Origin of the sequence: Actinoplanes sp. NPDC051513, from assembly GCF_044454685.1 — a bacterium.
Classification (GTDB): Bacteria; Actinomycetota; Actinomycetes; order Mycobacteriales; family Micromonosporaceae; genus Actinoplanes.
In genome coordinates, this window is the sequence record NZ_JBITDW010000006.1 from 170,565 (window position 1) to 190,646 (window position 20,082).

The window sequence follows — 20,082 nt, forward strand, 5'->3', positions numbered from 1 at the left end:
CCCGGCGAGTGTGCCGGGCCCCTTGCTCTGCTCACCTATACGCGCAGCTCTGCTCACGTATACGCGGCATCGTGCTGCCGACGGTCAGGCCGCGGGAGCGGTCGCGCGCTCGATCGACGCGCGGCCGTACGTCGTGTGCCCGTGCGCGTTGGTCATCGCCAGCCGGCTGTGCAGCGAGGTGCTGTTCGCGATGCTGGCGTAGTAGCTGGCCCGGCGGCGGGCCGTGATGCTGTCCGGGTTGTCGGGCACCGGCGCGAGGCCCGGGCTGAGGTGCGTGTTGAGCCCGTCCTTGAGCAGCGACAACGCCTCGGCGCGCAGCTGGCTGATCCGGCTCTCGGTGACGCCGAGGTCGTCCGCGATGTCGGCCATCGGCCGCTCGAGCAAGAAGTACTCGGTGATCACGTACTGGAGCCGCTCGGGCAGCGAGCCGATCGCGTGGTGCAGGTAGCCGATCTGCTCCCGGCGCAGCAGCATGTCCTCCGGGCCCGGCGTCTTCTCGGTCACCAGGTCGTCGGCGCTGCTCGTGGTGAAGCCCTGCAGCGACAGCACGGTGGCGCGCTGCACGTCGGTGTCGGTCCGCTGCAGGTCGCCGGTGGTGGTGCCGAGCGCCTGGGCGAGCTCGTCGGCGGTCGGCGTGCGGCCCAGCGTGGTGGTGAGCTGCTGGCGGGTGGTGTCGGTGGCGCGCGCCTTGGTGCGCACCGAGCGGGTCGCCCAGTCCAGCGAGCGCAGCTCGTCGAGGATGGCGCCCCGGATCCGGGTGCTCGCGAAGCGGTGGAACGGGATGCCCCGGTCCGGGTCCCAGCCGCGGGCCGCGGTCACGAGCGCGTGCAGGCCGGCGCTGGTGAGGTCGTCGCGGTGGATGTGGTTCGGGATGCGGGTGAGCATGTCGCGCACCAGATGGCCGACGAGCGGCATGTGGGTGCGGATCAGCTCCTCCTGCTCGGCGGCGGAGAGCACCGTCGCGGCGGGCGCGGTGTCGGCGGCGTTCGTCACGTTGGTGGTCATGTAGTTCCCCCGGTTGCGCTGTCGGCGGGCCCCTGTTGGCGGGCCCACCGGCTGACGGGGACGACTCTCCGTGGCGACGGGTACAGCTTTCGGTCACGCTGAGGTGCGCGACGGTTGCTGTGCTGGCCGGCTTCGCTTCGCTCCGCGGGCGACCGCCCCGCCGATGAGGAGCCAGCCGATTCCCCGGCACCGCACACCCCGCGGGGACGGGGAATCGCCTGTCTCCTCATCGGCGGGGCGGTCGCGGTTTAGGAGTTTGCGGGCATTGGGCAGGCTGGAGTCATGGACCTGTTCGACACCGGCACGACCGTCAATGTGATCGCCGGGATCGCCATCGCGCTCGGGGTGATCGGCGTGGTCATCCCGATCCTGCCCGGACTGCTGCTGGCCTGGGCGGGCGTGCTCTTCTGGGCCCTCGCCGGGGATGCCTCGGGCACGCTCAAGTGGGTCGTGCTCGTGGTCGCGACGCTGGTGGCCGTGCTCGGCGCGCTGGTGAAGTACCTCGTACCCGGCAAGCGTCTGAAGGCGGCCGGCGTGCCCAACTCGGCGCTGCTGGCCGGTGGCGTGCTCGGCCTGATCGGGTTCTTCGTGGTGCCGGTGGTGGGGCTGATCCTCGGCTTCGTGCTCGGGGTGTGGCTGGTCGAGCGCGTCCGGCTCGGCCCCGGTCAGGCCTGGCCCTCGACCAAGCAGGCGCTCGGCGCGGCCGGCCTCGCGATGTTGATCGAGTTCACCGCGGGGCTCGGCGTCGCCGTCGTCTGGGTCTTCGGGCTGCTCGCTACCTGAGCCTCCTCCTTCTCCTGCGTTGCGTGAGAAGGAGGAGCAGCGGCGTGCCGGCCAGCGCCAGCGCGATGCCGCCCGCCGCGATCACGGTCGTCAGGTCCCGTCCCGAAGCCGAGCGGATCGAGGGCGCGACGGCCTTGGGGGCGGTCGTCGACTCGGTCCTCGCCTCGGCGGTGGCCTTCTGCTGGGCGACCTCGTCCGGCGTGATCAGCGTGCCGACCGAGGAATCCTTGGGCAGCGCGAAACCCCAGTCGAGCAGCGCGGCGCCCTGCTGCCAGCCGCGCAGCGGGTGCGCCTCGGCGCCGAGCAGCGTCACCACGAGACGCCGGCCGTTGCGCTGCGCCGCGCCCACGTAGCTGTGCCGTGCCACCGTGGTGAAGCCGGTCTTGCCGCCCATCGCTCCCGGATAGTTGAAGATCAGCTTGTTCTCGTTCTGGAACTGGAAGCCCTTCTTCTTCAGCTGCGGCTGGGCCGGCATCTGCGCGGACTTGGTGAGCACGTACTTGCGGAAGTCCGCGTTCGCGAAGTCCTTGCGGGCGATCAGCGCCAGGTCGTACGCGCTGGTGAATTGCCCCTTGCCATCGAGCCCGCTGGGCGTGACCGCGTGCGTCTGGTATGCGCCGAGCCGCTGGGCCTCGGCGTTCATGGCCGCCACCGTCTTGGCCACGCCGTCGGAGCCGCCGCCACCGGCCAGCCGGGCCAGGGCGTTCGCGGCGTCGTTGCCCGAGTTGAGCATGAGGCCCAGCCACAGCGTGGAGATCGGGTACTTACCGCCCACCACCAGTCCGACCGCCGAACTGTTGACCTCGATGTCGAGGTCGCCGCGCACCACGGTCATGGTCTGCTTCGGGTCGAGCTTGTCGATCACCGTGGCGGCCAGCAGCGTCTTCTGCACGCTCGCCGGGGTCTGGTAGACGTGCGGCCCGCACGCGCCGAGCACCTCGCCGGTGTCGAGGTCGGCGACGATCCACGTGGTCGCGGTGACCGCCGGCGGCTTTTTCGCGCCGCCCGGAATGATCAGACCGTGGGTGGCGAGGGAATCGCCACCGACCGTGCTGTCGACCGGGTTGTCGGCGGGCGGCACCGGTCTCGGCGGTATGCCGGCCGGCTTCGCCACATTCGGCTTGGGGCAGGGAATGTCGGCTTTTGTCTTTTGAGCCGCGACTGTCTTGTGGGTTGTTTTTTGGGCCGCGGCGGGGACTGTGGGGAAGGCGATCATCAAAACAGCGGCTGAGGTTGCCGCCGCGATCCGGCTGAGGGGGATGCGGATCAAGGCCAGGTTGCTCCTGCGTCGAGCCGCTGGTCGAGGAGTTGAGCCAGCGGAATGGTCTCGCCGTCACCGCCGCCCGCGCCGACGATCAGCTTGGGGATGCTGGGGGAGAGGTCGGCGCCGGTGAACCGGGCACGCCACGATGACGGAACGGTCAGGACGTAATACTCGCCGTGCTCACCGACGGCGATCGAACGATTCGACTTCAGATACCAGCCGCGCGCCTTCGTGCGGTAGGTGGCGCGGCCGTCGAAGCTGCGCGCGGTCAGCCGGTGTGGCGGCAGGCCGCCCTCGGCGGCGCGCTGGACGAACGAAGTGAGCAGGTCGGCGGCCTGACGAGCCTCGGTCTCCCGGCCGGCCGCGAGCGCGGCCGCGTGCTCGTCGATGGCCCGCCGGCGCTGCTCGTTCCACGCCGCACGCTCGTCCATGCCTGCGACCCTAGGTGATCCACGCGCCCGCCTGCCACCCGGTCTTTCCTCCCCCGTTTCCCGTGAATGCCGGTCCCGCCATTTGAATAACGGACCGGCCACGGAAGGAAACAATTGCGAATTCTGGCCCGATGAGTTGCGCCGGAAGCCGGTTACGAGCAACACTGGGCGCGGTTGATCTGGATTAACTCGGGAGTCATTATGGCGCGGCAGGTTATCACCACGCTGATCGACGATCTGGACGGAAAGAAGGCAGACCGCACCGTCGAGTTCAGTCTCGACGGTATTAACTACACGATCGACCTTTCCGAGGCCAATGCCGGGAAGCTGCGTAAGGCTCTCGACCCGTTCATCACCGCGGGCACCCGTCTGGGCCGGGGCGCGGGCCGGATCCCCGCCCGGCGCACGTCGCCCAGCCGCACCGCGGGCTCGCGTGACGAGAACCGGTCGATCCGCGAGTGGGCCCAGGCCAACGGCCACCAGATTTCCGAGCGCGGCCGCATTCCGCAGTCGGTGACCGACGCCTACCGCGCCGCGAACGGCCGCTAAAGAGGGAACAAGCCGGCGACGGATTCCAAGACTTTCTCGTCGCCGGCGTACCAACTAGATGCCCGCGGCCAATGGGTGATGGCGTCGGTGAAGCCCAGGGCGGCGGCTCGGCCCACCGCGTCGGTGAAGGCGTCGACGCTGGTCATCGAATAGACCGGCGACGTGTCCAGGTTGAGATAGCGCGGTATGGCGTCCGGTGGGCGCCCGGCCGCGCTCATCGTCTCTTCGAAGCGGGCCACCGTCCCGGCCACCGACCGCCACCATGCCTCCGCGTCGGGAACCTCGTGCGAACCCGTGGTGACCCAGCCGTCGCCGTGCTTGACGGCCAGCCGCAGGGCGCGCGGGCCGTTCGCCGCGACGATGAACGGCGGGCGGGGCCGCTGCACGGGGCCGGGGATGCTGCGGGCGTCGACCGCCTGATACCACTCGCCGCGCCACGTCGTCGCCGGGTTCGCCAGGATCGTGCCGAGCAGGTCGAGGAATTCGGTGAACCGGTCGACCCGCCGGCGCGGGGTCAGCTCGGGCTCGCCGAGCACCGCCGAGTCGAAGCCGATGCCGCCGGCGCCCAGCCCGAGCAGCAGCCGGCCACCCGAGATGTCGTCGAGCGCGGTCACCTCCCGGGCGAAGTGCACCGGATGCCGGAAGTTCGGCGAGGCCACGTACGTGCCCAGCTTGATCCGGCTGGTGACCATGGCCGCCGCGGTCAGCGTGGGCACCGCGTCGAACCACGGGCCGTCGATCAGGTCGCGCCAGCCCAGGTGGTCGTACGTCCAGGCGTGGTCGAAGCCGTACTCCTCGGCGCGGCGCCAGCGGCCCGCGGACACCGGCCAGCGCTGGTCGGGGAGGATCACGATGCCGATGCGCATGCCGGGAACCTACCTCAGGCCGTACGCAGATCGGCCGTATCTTCCTCACCCGGCTCGGACGCCTCGGCGAAGGCCGCCAGCGAGCGCTGCAGCTCGTCGCGCGCCTGCTCGGGCATGCGGTCGAGCACCTCGGCCAGCGCCACCCGCCGGCGCTCGCGGATCTGGTCGAGCAGCCGCCGCGCCGCCGGGGTCAGCATGAGCCGCACCTCGCGGCGGTCGCGCGGGTCGGGCACCCGGCGCAGCAGGCCCGCCGCTTCCAGCCGGTCGCAGAGCCGGCTCGCCGACGACGGCACCACGTCGAGCGCCTCGGCCAGGCGGCTCATGTTGGTCTGCCGGTTGTCCGAGATGAACGTCAGCACGCGCAGCTGAGCGGGCGGCACGGTGGGGGCCTGCGCAACCCGGGCGGCGTCCAGCACGGACACGAGGGACTCGACCGCCGACTCGACGGCCGCGGCGACGTGGGTGACCCGGTGGTCCATGTCGAATATGTCCTTGTTCTGCAGACGCCAGCTACGTGGTGCCGGACTGCGACTACCCCCTCGGGCCGCGAATCATGCTCGGCTATCGCACCCAATCCAAGCAGACGAGCACCGCATCGTCATCCGCGTCCAGCCCGTTGTGGTACTCGCGCAGTGCGCGGACCACCGTTCCGACCGCCTCCGACGGCGGCTGGAGCCGGGTGCGGCGCAGGGCCGTGAGCAGTGCGGACGTGCCGTACGGGACCCGCCCGCCGGGCGCCGCTGCGTGCACGCCGTCGCTCGTCACCAGCAGCCGGTCGCCGGGCTCGAGCTGGAACTTCTGCGTCTCGTACCGGTTGTCGCCGAACATGCCGAGCGGGAGCTGCTGCTCCAGCGTGATCGGCCGGATGTCGCCGTTGTGCGCCACCATCGCCTTCGGGGAGCCGGCGTCGACCGCCTCGACGGCGCCGTCGGTCAGCCCGATCTCGAGCAGCAGCGTGGCCACGTACGAGTTGCCGCCATGCCGCGAGTAGACGGCGTCGGAGGCCAGCTCGGCCTGCTCGACGATGCCGGCGCCCGAGCGGCGGGCGTTGCGCATGGCGTTGACGGCGACCGCGGTGAGCAGCGCCGCCTCGATCCCGTCGCCGTGCCCGTTGAGCACGGTCACGGTGAGCCGGTCGCCGGTGACCGACCAGTCGTAGTGGTCGCCGTAGACCGCGTACGCCGGCTCGAGCGCCCCGGCCAGCCGGAACCGCTCGCCGTTGAGCGAGCGCCCGGGCAGCAGGTCCCACTGGAGCTCGGCGGCCATGGTCAGGCGCTGCCGGCGGCGCACCTTGTGGTAGCGGTCGGTGTCCCGATCGGCGGTGCGCAGCGCCATGGCGAGCTCGTCGGCGATCACCGCGAGCTGGGCGGTCAGGTCGCGGGTGGTCTCGCGCCCGGTCTCCAGGCTCAGCACGCCGAGCCGGTCGCCCCAGACGGTGAGGGGCAGCAGAACCTTGGCCGGGCCGTCCGGGCGGGGGTCCACCACCGGCAGCTGGCTGCCGAAGCAGCGCTGCTCCAGGGTGCCGCCGGTGGGGCCCTCGGGGTCGAGCACCGGCCACAGGCCGGACAGGCTCAGATCGCCGAGCAGCACCTCGACCCGGTCGGCGGAGTAGTGGGCGCGCAGGTGCTCGGCGGTGACCTCGGAAAGGCGATCGGGCGGCGCCGCGCGCAGCTGCGCGCCGACCGATGGCGGGCCGTCGGACACTCGATCTCCTTTCACGGTCGGCAATAATTGCCGGAGTGCAAGCATGATAGGCGCATGCCCCCGCTGCGGCTGACGAGCCCTGGCACTCCGGGGTGTCTCAGGCGAGCGACTTCTCGAAATGGATGAGACTGCCGCGACGAGGCGTGGACTGCATCCGTACGTTCTCCGCGAGCGCCCTGATCAGGAAGAGTCCACGGCCGCGCTCGCTCCCCGAATCGGGCGGCTCGATCGCGGCGGGGTCGAAGCCGGCCCCGCCGTCGCGGACGTCGATCGTGCAGCGGTCCTCGTGGACCTCGAGATGGACCTCGAAGCTCTCCGTATCCGACGCGTGGTTGACCACGTTGGCGCAGGCCTCCGTGATCGCGAGCTCCAGATCGGCGCCGGACTCCTGGTCCACGTGCAGGACAGCGAGGGCGCTGCGCAACAGTCGGCGCACGGCGGGAACGCTGCCGGCTTCACGCGGCAGGTCGAGCCGGACTGTCATACGCATATCCCTCATGTGCCCTGGGTCCGGCCTGCCTAACCGCGACTGTGCTCAACCAGGTGGTCGCGAAAAACGTGTTATCCATGGACAGCTCGCGCGTCCCCCTATGGTCGCCCGGCAAAACCATGGGCGGGTACGTACGACGAAAGGCAGGCACATGGCGGACCAACCCGACATCGCGACCGTCATCGCGGCCCGCGCCGGCGACCCGGCCGCGGTCGACCGGCTGGTCGCGGGTTATCTGCCGCTCGTCTACACCATCGTCGGCCGCGCCCTCGAGGGCCACGCGGACGTCGACGACGTGGTGCAGGAGGTGATGCTGCGGGTGCTGCGCAACCTCGGCGACCTGCGCGAGCCCGAGTCGTTCCGGTCCTGGCTGGTGGCGATCACCGTCCGCCAGGTGCGTGAGCGGTTCCGGTTCCGGCGCGGCGCGCCCGAGGCGCTGCTCCACGAGGACGTACGCGATCCCGGGGCCGACTTCACCGACCTGGCCATCACCCGCCTCGAGCTGTCCGGGCAGCGCCGCGAGACCGCCGAGGCGACCCGGTGGCTCGACGAGGAGAACCGCGAGCTGCTCTCGCTGTGGTGGCTGGAGGCATCCGGCGAGCTCACCCGGGACGAGATCGTCGAGGCCACCGAGGTCACCCGCCAGCACGCGGCCGTGCGCATCCAGCGGATGAAGGGCCAGCTCGAGACGGCCCGGGTCGTGGTGCGGGCGCTGGCCGCCCAGCCGACCTGCCCCGACCTTCGCCTGGTCACCGTGCACTGGGACGGCCCGCCGAGCGCGCTGTGGCGCAAGCGCATCGCCCGGCACACGCGTGACTGCGCGTACTGCTCGCCCGCCTGGCTCAACCTGGTCGCGGCCGAGCGGCTGCTCGCCGGGATGGCGCTGGTGCCGATCCCCGCGTCGCTGGCCGGCTCGCTGCCGGGGTCGCTGGCCGGTCTCACCGGTCTCACCGGCCACGCCGCCGCCGCGAAGGCCGGCGGGGCGCAGCTGGCCACCAAGATCGGGTTCGGCGTGTCGCAGAAGGTGCTGACCGCGGCGCTCGCCACCACCGCGGTGGCCGGCGCCGGGACGGCCGTGGTCGTCTACCACCAGGCCGCGCCGCCGCAGCGGCCCACCGCCGCCGTCGTCGTCACCTCCGCGCCGGTCCCGTCGCCCACCACCGTCAGCGCCGCCCCCACGCCCGCCACGACCTCGCCGTCGCCCGCGCCTGCCAAGACCAGGACGAAGAAACCGGCCGTCGTGATCACCGCGAAGGCGAGCAAGAAGAAGGGCGTCGGCGTCTGGAAGTTCACCGGCCTCAAGGCGGCGCTCGGCGACGTCGGCGCGGGCTGGTACTACAACTGGGCGTCGAACAACGACGACGTGCCCGGCCCGTCCGGGGTCGAGTTCGTCCCGATGATCCGGGCCAAGGGCGACGCCACCGACGCCACCATCGCGAAGGCCAAGAAGGAGAGCGGCGGCGAGCTGCTCGGCTTCAACGAGCCCGACATGGCCGGGCAGGCCGACATGAGCGTCGAAGATGCCCTGGCCGCGTGGCCCAAGCTCCAGGCGACCGGCTTGCGCTTGGGTTCGCCGTCGGTCGCGTACGGCGGGGACACGGCCGGCGGGTGGCTCGACCGGTTCATGAGCGGGGCGAAGGACAAGGGTTACCGGGTCGACTTCATCACCCTGCACTGGTACGGGTCGGACTTCAGCGCCGCCGCGGTCGGCCAGTTCCTCGGGTACGTGGACGCCGTGCACAAGCGCTACAACAAGCCCATCTGGGTCACCGAGTTCGGCCTGATGAACTTCTCCGGCTCGCCGAAGTACCCGAGCGCGTCGCAGCTGGTCACGTTCATCAAGGGCACCACGAGCGGTCTGCAGAGCAGGTCGTACGTCGAGCGGTACGCCTGGTTCGGCCTGCCGGCGGTCGGCGACAGCGTCGACTTCGGCCTCTACAAGGACGGGGATTCGCCCACCGCTGCGGGGGAGGCCTACAAGGCCGCGGGTTAGGGTCGAGCCATGATTCGGTTCGGGTACAAGGCGTCGGCCGAGCAGTTCGCGCCGGCGGAGCTTCTCGGGTACAGCGTGCTGGCGGAGGAGCTGGGCTTCGACTCGGTGTTCGTCTCCGACCATCTGCAGCCCTGGCGGCATCACGGCGGCCACGCGCCGGCCGCGCTTCCGTGGCTGGGAGCGCTCGCCGCCCGCACCGAGCGGGTGCTGATCGGCACGAGCGTGCTCACCCCGACGTTCCGCTACCACCCCGCCGTGGTCGCGCAGGCGTTCGCCACGCTCGGCCTGCTGGCGCCTGGCCGGGTGGTGCTGGGCGTCGGCTCCGGCGAGTCGCTCAACGAGGTGCCGCTGGGCATTCCCTGGCCCGACGGCAAGGAGCGTTTCGCCCGCCTTAAGGAGTCGGTGCAGCTCATCAAGAAGCTCTGGGCCGAGGACCGGGTCACCTACGAGGGCCAGTTCTACCGCACCGAGAACGCCACGATCTACGACAAGCCGTCCTCCCCGGTGCCGATCTACATCGGCGCCTCAGGGCCGGCCGCCACCCGCCTGGCCGGCCGCATCGCCGACGGCTTCATCACCACCAGCGGCAAGGGCCACGACCTGTACACCGAAACCCTGCTGCCGGCGGTCCGCGAGGGCGCCGAGAAGGCCGGCCGCAAGCTCGACGACCTCGACCTGATGATCGAGGTCAAGGTCTCGTTCGACGACGACATGGAAAAGGCCCGCAACGACACCCACTACTGGGGCGCGCTGGCCCTCTCGCCCGAGGAGAAAACCGGCGTGGAGGACCCGCTGGAAATGCAGCGCCGAGCCGATGCCCTCCCGGTCGATCGCACGGTAACTCGCTGGATCTGCTCCTCGGACCCCGAAGAGCACGGCAACCGGGTGCAGGAATACCTCGACATGGGCTTCAAGCACCTGGTGTTCCACGCGCCGGGCCCCGACCAGGAGCGTTTCCTGCGCCTGTACGCCGACCAGATCCTGCCCCGGCTCCGCGCCGCCGCCGCTTAACCGCCGAGGTTTTCCCTGGGGACCGGGCGCAGCCGTCCACTGCGAGTGCGCCCGCTTCCGGTCCCCTCGCCGTTGATGACGCGCAGGTCGGGGCGTTGGCGGAGGCCCTCGATGCGGCGGCGCTTGGTGCCCACCTCACGCCGCGGTGCCGCCGGAGGCTGCGGCGGGATCAAGCGCGCCGCGGCGGAGTCCGGCCGGGCGTCCTCGGCCGAGCGCGGCTTGGCGTCCGGGTCGGTGGTCCCGTCTCGCCCGGTGGTGCCGTCTCGCCCGGTGGTGCCGTCTCGCCCGGCGGTGCCGTCTCGCCCGGCGGTGCGACCGGAGTCCGGGCTGGCGGTGCTACCGAATTCAGGGGCAGCGGCGCGGCCGGGGTAGCCGGTGCGCCAGGCGTGCGGGGTCACGTTCGCTATCGAGCGCGGCGATGTGTGCGGGACCGGGTTCTCGCCGGCCCGCCACAGGTCGCGGGCGGGCGAAGTGCGGCGGCTCGGCGGGCCCCAGATCGGCTCGCCCTGCGGCCGGCGGTCGGTGCCGTGCCCCTCCGCGCCCGTCTCATCGGCGCCCGCGGCTCCCAGGTCCGCGGTCGAACCCGTGAGGCCGGCGCCCGTGAGGCCGGCGCCCGTGAGGCCGGCGCCCGTGAAGCCGGTGTCCGTGAGGCCGGCGCCCGTGAAGCCGGTGTCCGTGAGGCCGGTGTCCGTGCGGCCGGTGTCCGTGCGGCCGGCGCCCGTGCGGCCGGCGCCCGTGAGGCCGGCGCCCGTGCGGCCGGTCCCCGTGCGGCCGTTCTCCGTGGGGCGGATATCCGTGCGGCCGGGCCCCGTGCGGCCGGCCTTCGCGGCGGAACCGTCGGCACGGGTGGAGCCGGCGCGGGAAGCGGGACCGTCGGCGTGGACGGCGCCCGCGCCCGAGCCGGAATCGGCGGCGTTGGCGTGGCGGTGCGGGAACTCCGTCGTCAGGAGGCGGATCCAGTGGCGCGGGCCGGGGCGTTCGGCGCGGGCCGGCCGGCTCATGCGGGGGTAGGCGACGCTTGCCACCTCGGCCACCCGCAGGCCCCGGATCGACGGGCGCAGGGCCAGCATCGGGCCCAGCTCGGGGCCGTCGCCCCAGGCGGCGCCGGCTCGGGAGGACGGGTCGGGAAGGTCAAGCCGGGAAAGGGCGTCGCGCCAAAAGGCGGCGTAGCCGAAGCCCGGGTCGGTGCGGCGAACGCCGAACAGGGTGTTGACGATCCAGATCAGGAAGACGTTGGCCCAGCGGCGGAATCGGCCGCCGGTCAGGTCGCGGCCGGAGTCGCGGTAGCGGGAACCCACCGCCACATCGGCGCCCGCGGTGAGCGCGGCCACGTAGTGCGGGATCTCGGCGGGGTCGGTGGATCCGTCGCCGTTCAGGGTCACCACGATGTCGCCGCGGGCGGCGGCCAGGCCGGTGGCCAGGGCGTTGCCGGGGCCGGGACGGCCGGCGCGGAGCACCCGGGCGGCCGGCCAGGCTGCGCGGACGATCGACGCGACGTCGGCCGGCGCGGACGAGGCGGGGCCGAACGCGGCGGGGCCGGGCGACGCAGGGTCGAACGCGGCGGGACCGGGCGACGCGGGGTCGAACGCGGCGGGGCCGGGCGAGGCGGGGCCGGGCGAGGCGGGGCCGGGCGAGGTGAGGCCGGGCGAGGTGAGGCCGAACGCGGCGTGGCCGGGCGAGGCGGGGGCAGAGGAGGCGAGGCTCGGCGCGAGGGAGGCGGCGGGGATTTCGCTGACGACGATGACCTCGTCGACCGGAGGGAGGCCGCGCAGGGTCAGCGGGAGGCCGCCGGGGTCGCGGACCGGAATCACGACGCTTACGGACGGTGATGGTCGGCGGTGACGGGTCGTCGCTGGGTTGAGCGGCGAGGAAGGCATGGCGGTGCTCCTCACGGTGAACTGCTGATCTTCGAAGCTACCGGCCGGCAACCGAACAGCAACTCAGCGGAACGGTGGAGAGCCCTCCGCTCGACGGACCGAACCGGACCCCCGAGACGGCGATCACGGATCGCCTCTGTTAGCCGAGCGGCTACTGTGCGTACAACAAAGGGGTGTAAGCGGTAGGGTCGTGACTGTTGCGGATCAGATGCCGTGAATGTCCTCGCGGAAGGAATTGGGCAGTGAAACTTGGCCTGCACATCTCGAATTTCACCTGGCCCGGAGACGCCCCTCAGCTCGGCGCGACCCTCGCCGACGTGGCCTCGTCCGCCGACGAGGCCGGCTTCGACCGGATCAGCGTGATGGACCACGTCTGGCAGATCCGCGGGGTCGGCCCGGCCGAGAACGCCATGCTCGAGGCGTACACCGCCCTCGGCTACCTCGCCGCCCACACCAGGACGGCCAAGCTGTTCACCATGGTCACCGGCGTGACCTACCGCGACCCGGGACTGCTCGCCAAGGCGGTGACCACCCTCGACGTGCTTTCCGGCGGCCGCGCGCTGCTCGGCATCGGCGCCGCGTGGAACGAGGACGAATCGCGCGGCCTTGGCCTGTTCTTCCCCTCGACCAAGGAGCGCTTCGAGCGGCTCGAGGAGACGCTGCAGATCTGCAAGCAGATGTTCGCCGGCGACGAGACCCCTTACCGCGGCAAGCATTACCAGTTGGGCCGGCTGCTCAACTCGCCGATGCCGCTGAGCAAGCCGCACCCGCGCATCTTGATCGGCGGTGGTGGCGAGAAGAAGACGCTGCTGCTGGTCGCGAAGTATGCCGACGCCTGCAACCTCTTCCCGTCGCCCGAGGTGGGGCACAAGCTCGACGTGCTGAAGCAGCACTGCGAGAACGTGGGCCGGGACTACGACGAGATCGAGAAGACCGTCATGTTCCACTACGACCTCACCACCAAGAGCCCCGGCGAGATCATCGAGGGCCTGCGCGGTCTCGCCCGCATGGGTTTCCAGCAAGCGCACGGCAGCCTGGTCAACGCGTACGACACGAAGCAGTTCGAGATCTTCCAGAACGAGATCATCCCAGCGGCAGCGGAGCTGTGAGCACGATCCGGGCGGTCGTCTTCGACCTCGACGGCGTCATCATCGACTCCGAGGAGGTCTGGGAGGAGGTGCGCCGGGGGTACGTGGCCGAGCACGGCCGCGATTTCCTCCCGGACAGCCAGGACCGGATGATGGGCATGAGCACGGGCGAGTGGTCGCGGCACCTGGCCGAGGAGGTCGGCGTGCCGCGTACCCCCGAGCAGGTCGCCGCCGACGTGCTGGGCCGGATGGCCGAGCGCTACCGCACGAACCTGCCGCTCATCCCGGGCGCGGCCGAGGCCGTCCACCGGATCGGCCAGCGCTTCACGCTGGCGCTCGCCAGCTCGTCGGCGCGGGTTCTGATCGATCAGGTGCTGGCCACGGCCGGGCTGACCGGCGCCTTCCAGGTGACGCTGTCGACCGAGGAGGTGCCGCGCGGCAAGCCCTACCCCGACGTGTACCTCGCCGCGGCCGAGAAGCTCGGCCTTGCCCCGGCGGCCTGCGCCGCGGTCGAGGACTCGAGCAACGGCCTTCGCTCGGCCGCCGCGGCCGGGCTGGCGGTGGTGGCGGTGCCGCACGGTGTCTACCCACCCGCCGAGGACGCGATCGCGAAGGCGAGCCTGGTCGTGACCGATATCGGCGCGCTGACAGTGGAAGAGATCGATAGGCTCCGCTGATGGGGGTCTTCCGGTCGGCTGCGGGCACCGAACTGCACTACGAGCTGCGCGGCGACGGGCCGCTCCTGGTCTGCCAGCCCGGCGGGCCGGGACGGCCCGCCGGATATCTCGACGACCTCGGCGGGGTGCACCGCACCCTGCTGCTCCTCGAACCGCGCGGCACCGGCCGTTCCGAACCGGCGCCGTCGCACGTCTTCACCGCCCTGGCCGAAGATCTCGAGGAGCTGCGGCTCCACCTCGGCGCCGACCGCCTCGACCTGCTCGGCCACTCGGCGGGGGCGTGGCCCGTCCTCGCCTACGCCGCGCGGCACCCCTCCCGCGTCGCGCGGCTGGTGCTGCTCACGCCGTCGCGCAAGCCGATCCCGCTCGGCGCCGACGAGCCCACGCAGGACGTGCTGGTGAAGCGGTGGTTCTCGGCGGAGTCCTGGTACGCCGCCGCGAAGAGCGCCTGGGACGCCGACCCCGACGGCGAGCTCGACCCGGCCCTCATGCCGCTCGTCTACGGCGCCGACACCCCGGCCGTGCGGGAGCACGCGCGCCGGCCGGAGGTGACCGCGGATTACGAGGACTTCTGGTCGGACACCCTCGACCCCGGCGACCTGGCCGCGGTCGGCGTGCCCGTGACGATCATCGCGGGCGACCGGGACGTGGTGACCGGCCTGGCCGCCCCGCACGTGCTCGCCGACTGGCTCCCGAACGCCTCGATCATCTGGCTGCCGGACGCGGGCCACTTCCCGTGGGTGACCGACCCCGAGGGCACCCGCGCGGCGATCGACGGGGCGCTTTCCGTCACTTGACGGCCAGGCGTGCGTAGTCGGGCAGCTCGATGTTCGTGCTGCGGTCGGCCGCGATCTTGAAGGTCAGGTCGATGAACCACTTCCGGTTGTTCAGATAGTTGCGGGCGCGGATGCCGGTCGCCGTCTTGGGCGCCAGGAACTTGCCGGTGGTGTCGCCGCCCTTCTGGGTGCCACGGGCGAACTTGCTGATCCGCTTCTGGTACGCCGGGAACGCGACGCGGTGGTCGCCGCGGGCCGCCGCGAGCTCGCCGGCCAGCACGTACGCCGAGACGATCGCCGTGCCGTTGCCCTGCCCGCCGATGGTGGCGCCGCACGCCGCGTCGCCCACCAGCGCGACCCGCCCCTTGGTCCATTGTGGCGCGTCGACCCGGCAGATCTGGTCGAACCACAGGTCGGGGGCGGCGTCGAGCAGGTCGAGCAGTCGCGGCGCCAGCCAGCCCATCCCCGCGTAGCGCTCGCGGAGCAGCCGCTTCTGCGCGTCGCGGTCGTGCCGGTCGTAGCTCAGCCGGTCGGAGGCGAACGCCACGAACGCCCCGGCCAGTGCGGGGTCGCGGTGGTCGCCGCCGACGCTCATCATCCGGCCCGGGTCGTTGTGCAGCACCGACTCGCGGCTCAGGCCCCACTCGTTGGGCACGTCCCACCCGCCCACGTAGTAGCCCAGGTGCTTCACGAACTGTTCCTCGGGGCCGAATGCCAGCCGCCGCACCCCGGAGTGGACGCCGTCGGCGCCGACGACGAGGTCGAAGACACGCTGCAGCCCGCTCGCGAAGGTGACCTCGACCCCCGAAGGTGTCTCGGTCATCGCGGCGATGCGGTCGCCGAACAAGAACGCGGTCGACGGGCCGGCGTCGCAGAGGACTCGGGACAGGTCGCCACGCTGCACCTCGAGGTCGCCTCCGGCCAGCCCGGCCGGCCACTCCATCAGGCGATCGCCATCGGCGTCGACGAATCGCATCACCGTGCCCCCGGTTTCGGCCGAGCGCAGCGCCGGCAGCACGCCCATCCGCTCGAGCACGCCCATGTGCAGCGGCCCGCGGAAGTCGACCGCGCTGCCACCCGTGCGCAGGGCCGGCGCGACCTCGACGATCGTCGGCCGGAACCCGAACCGGCCCAGCCAGTAGGCCAGCGCCGGCCCGGCGATGCTCGCGCCCGAGATCAGGACGTCCATGTCTCCCCCTAAACTGTGTCCATCGGACTCGGTTATTTCTGTGTACGGTAGACGCTGTTCGAAGGGATGGCAAGATGACGGCAGATTTCTTCTGGGCGCCGCGGCCGCGGCCGACCCGCGGCCCCAAGCCCGCGCTCACCCTCGACCAGATCGCCGACGCGGCCATCGCGATCGCCGACGCCGAGGGCCTCGCGGCCGTCTCGATGCAGCGGGTCGCGGCCGACCTCGGCTACACGAAGATGTCGCTGTACCGCTACCTACCGGGCAAGACCGAGCTGGTGGCGGTCATGCTCGAGCGCGGCCTGGGCGAGCCACCCGAGATCGAGAAGCCGTGGCGAGAGGCGCTGACCGAGTGGGCCACCGTCCTCCTGGCGGCTTACGCGGGCCACGTCTGGGCACTCGAGGCCGGCACCGGCCGCCGCCCGATCGGCCCCCACGAGATCGCGTGGCTGGAATGCGCCCTGCGCGTCCTCCCGCCCGGCCTCACCGGCGCCGAGAGCCTCGACGCCGTGGCCACGATCGCCGGCCACGTCCGCATGATCGCGGGCCAGGGCGCCGGCGCCGAGAGCGACCTGGTCGCCGCGATCGGCATCGCCCTGCGCGATCACGCCGATCGCTATCCCGCGGTCGCCGCCGCGGTCGCCGACGAGGGCGAGCGCGGCGGGGCCGACAACGCGTTCGCCTTCGGGCTGGACCGCATCCTCGACGGCCTCGAGTGCCTCCTCCGGGAACGAGCATCGGTCATGTGACGGCAATGCCGCGTGTTCCCTGTGACAAGAGGCAACACGTGTGAAAAATGTTCATGGCGGGTAGTCGATGTCGACTTTGGCCTTGGAGGTGGCCCGTGCACGTGCTTGCGGCGAGCGGACTCCGGCTCGACCTCGACATGTTCGACTATCTGATTCTCGCGCTGTACTTCATCACCGTGCTGGGCATCGGCTTCGCCGCCCGCGCGGCGATCAGGTCAAGCTCCGATTTCTTCCTCTCCGGGAGATCGATGCCGGCCTGGGTGACCGGCCTGGCCTTCGTCTCGGCCAACCTCGGCGCCATCGAGATCATCGGCATGGCCGCCAACGGCGCTCAGTACGGCCTGATGACCCTGCACTACTACTGGGTCGGCGCCGTGCCGGCCATGGTCTTCCTCGGCATCGTGATGATGCCCTTCTACTACGGCTCCAAGGTGCGCAGCGTCCCCGAGTTCCTGAGGCGCCGCTTCAACAACAGCACGCACCTGTTCAACGCGGTCAGCTTCGCGGTCGCCCAGGTGCTGATCGCCGGCGTGAACCTGTACGCCCTGGCCCTGATCCTCGAGGCGCTGCTCGGCTGGCCGCTCTGGGTCTCGATCATGCTGGGCGCCGCGATCGTGCTGGTCTACATCACGCTGGGCGGTCTCTCCTCGGCGATCTACAACGAGGTGCTGCAGTTCTTCGTGATCCTGGCCGGCCTGATCCCGATCACGATCGTCGGCCTGGTCAAGGTCGGCGGCATCGACGGCCTGTTCGAGAAGGTCCGCCAGTCCCCGCTGGGCGAGCCCGGCCTGCATACCTGGGCCAACACCGGCAGCACCGACAACCCGCTGGGCGCCAGCTGGATCGGCATCATCTTCGGCCTGGGCTTCGTGCTGTCCTTCGGCTACTGGACGACGAACTTCGCCGAGGTGCAGCGGGCGCTCTCCGCCAAGAGCGAGAACGCTGCCCGCCGTACGCCGATCATCGGCGCCTTCCCGAAGCTGCTGATCCCCGCGGTGACCGTGATCCCGGGCCTCATCGCGCTGGTCACGGTGCAGGGCCTGGGCACGGACGAGGGCGACCTGGTCTACAACAACGCGATCCCGCTGCTCATGCGCGACCTGCTGCCCAACGGCGTGCTCGGCGTGGCGGTGACCGGCCTGCTCGCCTCGTTCATGGCGGGCATGGCGGCCAACGTGTCCGGCTTCAACACCGTCTTCACGTACGACATCTGGCAGGCGTACATCCGCAAGGATCGCGACGACCAGCACTACCTGCGGGTGGGGCGCTATGCGACCATCGCCGGCGTCCTCGTGGGTATCGGCACCGCCTTCATCGCGGCCGGCTTCAGCAACATCATGAACTACATCCAGGCGCTGTTCTCGCTGTTCAACGCCCCGCTGTTCGCCACCTTCATCGTCGGCATGTTCTGGAAGAAGATGTCCCCCTGGGCCGGGTTCTGGTCGCTGTTCCTCGGCTTCCTGGCCTCGCTGGGGCTGTACATCGCCCACCTGACCGACGCGATCCACTTCAACTCCGACCTCGACGAGAGCTTCTGGGGCGCGGGCGCCGCGTTCGTGGTGGCCGTGATCGTGGCGGTCATCGTCACCCAGTTCACCCCGTCGAAACGCGAGGAGGAGCTCCGCGGCCTGGTGTACGGCCTCGAGGGCGCCGCCGGCGCGGTCCTGGCCGGCGAGAAGGTGTGGTGGCGCAACCCGGTGCTGCTCGGCGGGATAGCCGTCACCCTGGCCGTCCTCCTGTACATCCCGGTCTGGTGAGAGGAGATCTGCCATGACGAAGGAACCCGACAACACCGGCCGGGTCGCCCGCCTCTTCGACGTGCGGCGGGTGATCGGCGGCCTGTTCGTGATCTACGGCGTGATCGTCACGCTGCTGGGCATCTTCGACTCGCCCGCCGAGATCGACAAGGCGCAGGGCGTACGCATCAATCTCTGGATGGGCATCGCCATGCTCGTCCTCGGCCTGCTGATGCTCCTCTGGCTCAAGCTGAGCCCGCCCGACGCGGCCTCGAGGCCGGAAAACGAGGAAACCAGGGAGGAATGATGGCCAGAGCGGTGCCCGACGGGTGCGATCCGGGTGCACAGGTTCCTCATATCTTCCAGTCGAGGGTCTGACCTTCCGATAGACAGGGCATGGAACCCCTGGCCTCAGTCAGCTTCGCCACCTCCGGCGGTAGCCGTCCCGCCGGCTGGCAGGCGCAAGTGAGAATCGACTACGTCATCAACAAGGTCGCGCAGACGCATCGCGGACAGTCCGAGGATGCGATTGCGCAGGCGATCCACGACCAGCTCCGAGCCGTCGGAGTGGTGCCCAACGGGCGGCAGATCACCAAGTACGCCACGGCGATCTCCGCCCTTCCCCAGATCCCACCGACCAAGTAGCAAGACCCGAGGCGTGGCCCGGTCCGTGAGCCGTCTACGGACCGGGCCATCTCACGTCACGAAGCAGGGAACCGCAGGATCCGGTCGTCGCCGTCGCGCGGGTCGCCACGCCCGTCCCGGTTCGAGGTCATCACCCACAGTGCCCCGTCCGGCGCGACCCCCACCGTCCGCAGCCGCCCGTACTCGCCCTCCAGCGCGGCGGAAGGTTTGGGCGAGTCGCCTCCGAGCGGCACCGTCCACAGCCGCGCGCCCTTCAAGGCCGCCACGTAGAGCGTGTCCCCCGAGATCGCCGCGCCCGACGGCGAGGCGTCGTCGGTGCGCCATTGCACGATCGGGTTGGCGAAACGAGGGTTGTCGCCCTTGCCCTCGACCTCGGGCCAGCCGTAGTTCTTGCCGGGCTCGATGATGTTGACCTCGTCCCAGGTGTCCTGCCCGAACTCGATGCCGTACATGGTCTTGTCGGCGTCCCAGGCCAGGCCCTGCACGTTGCGGTGACCCATCGACCAGACCGGCGAGCCCGGCGTCGGATTGCCCGGCGCCGCCTTGCCCGCGGGCGTGAGCCGCAGGATCTTGCCGTTCACGTCGCCCGGGTCCTGCGACTGCTCGCCGTCGCTGGCGTCGCCGGTGCCCACATAGAGCATCCCGTCCGGCCCGAACGCGAGCCGCCCGCCGTTGTGCCGCGACCCGCGGGTGATCCCATCGAAGATCACCGTGGGCGCTTTGTCGGAGAGCTTGAACCGGGCGATCTTGTTCTCGTCGGCGGCGGTGTAATAGGCGTACACGAATTGGTCTTGGGCGTAGTCCGGCGAGACCGCCAGCCCGAGCAGCCCGCCCTCGCCCCCACTCCGCGATTCGGAGATCTTGTAGATCTGCTGAGGATCGCCGCCGCCGACCGGGATGCGGAGAATGACGCCCTTGTCCCGCTCGCTCACCAGCGCACTGCCATCCGGCAGGAACGCGAGCCCCCAGGGCACCTCGAGGCCGCTCACGATCGTCTGCGGTTTGCTCAGGTCGGGCGTGCCGCGCGGGGAGGAGGGGACCGACGAGGCCGGAACCGATGGCACCGTGGCCTCGGCCCGCGGCGGCGTCGAGGACGAGGAGGGGGAGTCCGAGCAGGCGGAAAGAAGAGCGGCGCCGGTCGCGACGGCGAGCAGGCGCGTGCGTGAGCCGGTGGTCATCGGTCCACCGTGCCACGGCCCGGCGAACTTCACCCATTCGCCAGACTGACGATCATGATTCGTCCGACGAT

Annotated in this window: 21 protein-coding genes; 11 read left to right on the forward strand and 10 right to left on the reverse strand. The window is 71.0% G+C overall.

The window, feature by feature from the left end:
* Positions 1–84 precede the first annotated feature (84 nt).
* Complete coding sequence (locus ACIA5D_RS21215) at positions 85–1,005, reverse strand: sigma-70 family RNA polymerase sigma factor (protein WP_396031852.1); 921 nt, start codon at positions 1,003–1,005, stop codon at positions 85–87.
* 282 nt (positions 1,006–1,287) lie between these two features.
* Here ACIA5D_RS21215 and ACIA5D_RS21220 point away from each other — a divergent pair, with 282 nt between their 5' ends.
* Entirely contained in the window at positions 1,288–1,788 is a 501-nt protein-coding gene (locus ACIA5D_RS21220) for a DUF456 domain-containing protein (RefSeq protein WP_396031853.1), read from the forward strand.
* On the opposite strand, the gene ACIA5D_RS21225 is transcribed toward ACIA5D_RS21220, so the two are convergent.
* Both ACIA5D_RS21225 and ACIA5D_RS21230 read right to left on the reverse strand, forming a co-directional pair.
* Positions 1,781–3,004: a D-alanyl-D-alanine carboxypeptidase family protein gene (locus ACIA5D_RS21225; RefSeq protein ID WP_396031854.1), complete on the reverse strand. Its 1,224-nt coding sequence runs from the start codon at positions 3,002–3,004 to the stop codon at positions 1,781–1,783. The two genes, ACIA5D_RS21220 and ACIA5D_RS21225, sit on opposite strands and share 8 nt — an antisense overlap.
* Positions 3,005–3,054: 50 nt before the next feature.
* Positions 3,055–3,483 (reverse strand): hypothetical protein, encoded by a 429-nt coding sequence (locus ACIA5D_RS21230; RefSeq protein ID WP_396031855.1) that lies wholly within the window; start codon positions 3,481–3,483, stop codon positions 3,055–3,057.
* Between the two features lie 201 nt (positions 3,484–3,684).
* On the opposite strand from ACIA5D_RS21230, the gene ACIA5D_RS21235 reads away from it, so the two are divergent.
* Positions 3,685–4,032 (forward strand): Lsr2 family protein, encoded by a 348-nt coding sequence (locus ACIA5D_RS21235; protein WP_396031856.1) that lies wholly within the window; start codon positions 3,685–3,687, stop codon positions 4,030–4,032.
* On the opposite strand, the gene ACIA5D_RS21240 is transcribed toward ACIA5D_RS21235, so the two are convergent.
* The 4 genes from ACIA5D_RS21240 to ACIA5D_RS21255 all read right to left on the reverse strand — a co-directional run bounded on the left by ACIA5D_RS21240 (position 4,029) and on the right by ACIA5D_RS21255 (position 7,086).
* Positions 4,029–4,898 carry an LLM class flavin-dependent oxidoreductase gene (locus tag ACIA5D_RS21240; RefSeq protein WP_396031857.1) on the reverse strand — a complete coding sequence of 290 codons (870 nt, stop codon included), beginning with the start codon at positions 4,896–4,898 and terminating at the stop codon, positions 4,029–4,031. The two genes, ACIA5D_RS21235 and ACIA5D_RS21240, sit on opposite strands and share 4 nt — an antisense overlap.
* Positions 4,899–4,912: 14 nt before the next feature.
* Positions 4,913–5,377 carry a MarR family winged helix-turn-helix transcriptional regulator gene (locus tag ACIA5D_RS21245; protein WP_396031858.1) on the reverse strand — a complete coding sequence of 155 codons (465 nt, stop codon included), beginning with the start codon at positions 5,375–5,377 and terminating at the stop codon, positions 4,913–4,915.
* 82 nt (positions 5,378–5,459) lie between these two features.
* The gene (locus ACIA5D_RS21250) at positions 5,460–6,602 is read right to left on the reverse strand and encodes a PP2C family protein-serine/threonine phosphatase (RefSeq protein ID WP_396031859.1); all 1,143 of its coding nucleotides are present in this window, start codon (positions 6,600–6,602) and stop codon (positions 5,460–5,462) included.
* 97 nt (positions 6,603–6,699) lie between these two features.
* Entirely contained in the window at positions 6,700–7,086 is a 387-nt protein-coding gene (locus ACIA5D_RS21255) for an ATP-binding protein (RefSeq protein ID WP_396031860.1), read from the reverse strand.
* 157 nt (positions 7,087–7,243) lie between these two features.
* On the opposite strand from ACIA5D_RS21255, the gene ACIA5D_RS21260 reads away from it, so the two are divergent.
* On the forward strand, positions 7,244–9,085 hold the full coding sequence (locus ACIA5D_RS21260) for a sigma-70 family RNA polymerase sigma factor (protein ID WP_396031861.1): 1,842 nt from the start codon (positions 7,244–7,246) through the stop codon (positions 9,083–9,085).
* Positions 9,086–9,094: 9 nt separating this feature from the next.
* Positions 9,095–10,096 carry a glucose-6-phosphate dehydrogenase (coenzyme-F420) gene (fgd, locus tag ACIA5D_RS21265; RefSeq protein WP_396031862.1) on the forward strand — a complete coding sequence of 334 codons (1,002 nt, stop codon included), beginning with the start codon at positions 9,095–9,097 and terminating at the stop codon, positions 10,094–10,096.
* Here the strand turns inward: fgd and ACIA5D_RS21270 are convergent.
* On the reverse strand, positions 10,093–11,907 hold the full coding sequence (locus ACIA5D_RS21270; RefSeq protein WP_396031863.1) for a glycosyltransferase: 1,815 nt from the start codon (positions 11,905–11,907) through the stop codon (positions 10,093–10,095). The genes fgd and ACIA5D_RS21270 overlap by 4 nt on opposite strands.
* 308 nt (positions 11,908–12,215) lie before the next feature.
* Here ACIA5D_RS21270 and ACIA5D_RS21275 point away from each other — a divergent pair, with 308 nt between their 5' ends.
* The 3 genes from ACIA5D_RS21275 to ACIA5D_RS21285 are packed head-to-tail and all read left to right on the forward strand — an operon-like array spanning position 12,216 to position 14,535.
* Entirely contained in the window at positions 12,216–13,082 is an 867-nt protein-coding gene (locus tag ACIA5D_RS21275; RefSeq protein WP_396031864.1) for an LLM class F420-dependent oxidoreductase, read from the forward strand.
* Positions 13,079–13,738 carry an HAD family hydrolase gene (locus ACIA5D_RS21280; protein ID WP_396031865.1) on the forward strand — a complete coding sequence of 220 codons (660 nt, stop codon included), beginning with the start codon at positions 13,079–13,081 and terminating at the stop codon, positions 13,736–13,738. The genes ACIA5D_RS21275 and ACIA5D_RS21280 overlap by 4 nt, the downstream gene beginning before the upstream one ends.
* A complete protein-coding gene (locus ACIA5D_RS21285) occupies positions 13,738–14,535 on the forward strand; it encodes an alpha/beta fold hydrolase (protein ID WP_396031866.1) in 798 nt (265 codons plus the stop codon). Before ACIA5D_RS21280 ends, ACIA5D_RS21285 begins: the two co-directional genes overlap by 1 nt.
* Here ACIA5D_RS21285 and ACIA5D_RS21290 read toward each other — a convergent pair.
* Positions 14,528–15,703 carry an FAD-dependent oxidoreductase gene (locus ACIA5D_RS21290; RefSeq protein ID WP_396031867.1) on the reverse strand — a complete coding sequence of 392 codons (1,176 nt, stop codon included), beginning with the start codon at positions 15,701–15,703 and terminating at the stop codon, positions 14,528–14,530. The genes ACIA5D_RS21285 and ACIA5D_RS21290 overlap by 8 nt on opposite strands.
* Before the next feature lie 74 nt (positions 15,704–15,777).
* Between ACIA5D_RS21290 and ACIA5D_RS21295 the strand changes: the two genes are divergently transcribed.
* The 4 genes from ACIA5D_RS21295 (at position 15,778) to ACIA5D_RS21310 (ending at position 18,833) form a co-directional block, all read left to right on the forward strand.
* Positions 15,778–16,452 (forward strand): TetR/AcrR family transcriptional regulator, encoded by a 675-nt coding sequence (locus ACIA5D_RS21295; protein WP_396031868.1) that lies wholly within the window; start codon positions 15,778–15,780, stop codon positions 16,450–16,452.
* 95 nt (positions 16,453–16,547) lie between these two features.
* The gene (locus ACIA5D_RS21300; RefSeq protein ID WP_396031869.1) at positions 16,548–18,209 is read left to right on the forward strand and encodes a sodium:solute symporter family protein; all 1,662 of its coding nucleotides are present in this window, start codon (positions 16,548–16,550) and stop codon (positions 18,207–18,209) included.
* Between the two features lie 13 nt (positions 18,210–18,222).
* Positions 18,223–18,495 (forward strand): hypothetical protein, encoded by a 273-nt coding sequence (locus tag ACIA5D_RS21305; RefSeq protein ID WP_396031870.1) that lies wholly within the window; start codon positions 18,223–18,225, stop codon positions 18,493–18,495.
* Positions 18,496–18,584: 89 nt separating this feature from the next.
* Positions 18,585–18,833: a hypothetical protein gene (locus ACIA5D_RS21310; RefSeq protein WP_396031871.1), complete on the forward strand. Its 249-nt coding sequence runs from the start codon at positions 18,585–18,587 to the stop codon at positions 18,831–18,833.
* 56 nt (positions 18,834–18,889) lie between these two features.
* Here the strand turns inward: ACIA5D_RS21310 and ACIA5D_RS21315 are convergent, their stop codons facing one another.
* Positions 18,890–20,011: a PQQ-dependent sugar dehydrogenase gene (locus ACIA5D_RS21315; RefSeq protein WP_396031872.1), complete on the reverse strand. Its 1,122-nt coding sequence runs from the start codon at positions 20,009–20,011 to the stop codon at positions 18,890–18,892.
* Positions 20,012–20,082: the final 71 nt, after the last annotated feature.

Bases quoted from the DNA above. Each gene is read 5' to 3' on its own strand.
- ACIA5D_RS21220 (WP_396031853.1), top strand. From the start codon at position 1,288: ATGGACCTGTTCGACACCGGCACGACCGTCAATGTGATCGCCGGGATC.
- ACIA5D_RS21285 (WP_396031866.1), top strand. From the start codon at position 13,738: ATGGGGGTCTTCCGGTCGGCTGCGGGCACCGAACTGCACTACGAGCTG.
- ACIA5D_RS21255 (WP_396031860.1), bottom strand. From the start codon at position 7,086: ATGACAGTCCGGCTCGACCTGCCGCGTGAAGCCGGCAGCGTTCCCGCC.
- ACIA5D_RS21230 (WP_396031855.1), bottom strand. From the start codon at position 3,483: ATGGACGAGCGTGCGGCGTGGAACGAGCAGCGCCGGCGGGCCATCGAC.
- ACIA5D_RS21290 (WP_396031867.1), bottom strand. From the start codon at position 15,703: ATGGACGTCCTGATCTCGGGCGCGAGCATCGCCGGGCCGGCGCTGGCC.
- ACIA5D_RS21215 (WP_396031852.1), bottom strand. From the start codon at position 1,005: ATGACCACCAACGTGACGAACGCCGCCGACACCGCGCCCGCCGCGACG.
- ACIA5D_RS21260 (WP_396031861.1), top strand. From the start codon at position 7,244: ATGGCGGACCAACCCGACATCGCGACCGTCATCGCGGCCCGCGCCGGC.
- ACIA5D_RS21235 (WP_396031856.1), top strand. From the start codon at position 3,685: ATGGCGCGGCAGGTTATCACCACGCTGATCGACGATCTGGACGGAAAG.
- fgd (WP_396031862.1), top strand. From the start codon at position 9,095: ATGATTCGGTTCGGGTACAAGGCGTCGGCCGAGCAGTTCGCGCCGGCG.
- ACIA5D_RS21305 (WP_396031870.1), top strand. From the start codon at position 18,223: ATGACGAAGGAACCCGACAACACCGGCCGGGTCGCCCGCCTCTTCGAC.
- ACIA5D_RS21315 (WP_396031872.1), bottom strand. From the start codon at position 20,011: ATGACCACCGGCTCACGCACGCGCCTGCTCGCCGTCGCGACCGGCGCC.
- ACIA5D_RS21240 (WP_396031857.1), bottom strand. From the start codon at position 4,898: ATGCGCATCGGCATCGTGATCCTCCCCGACCAGCGCTGGCCGGTGTCC.
- ACIA5D_RS21310 (WP_396031871.1), top strand. From the start codon at position 18,585: ATGGAACCCCTGGCCTCAGTCAGCTTCGCCACCTCCGGCGGTAGCCGT.
- ACIA5D_RS21295 (WP_396031868.1), top strand. From the start codon at position 15,778: ATGACGGCAGATTTCTTCTGGGCGCCGCGGCCGCGGCCGACCCGCGGC.
- ACIA5D_RS21225 (WP_396031854.1), bottom strand. From the start codon at position 3,004: ATGATCGCCTTCCCCACAGTCCCCGCCGCGGCCCAAAAAACAACCCAC.
- ACIA5D_RS21245 (WP_396031858.1), bottom strand. From the start codon at position 5,377: ATGGACCACCGGGTCACCCACGTCGCCGCGGCCGTCGAGTCGGCGGTC.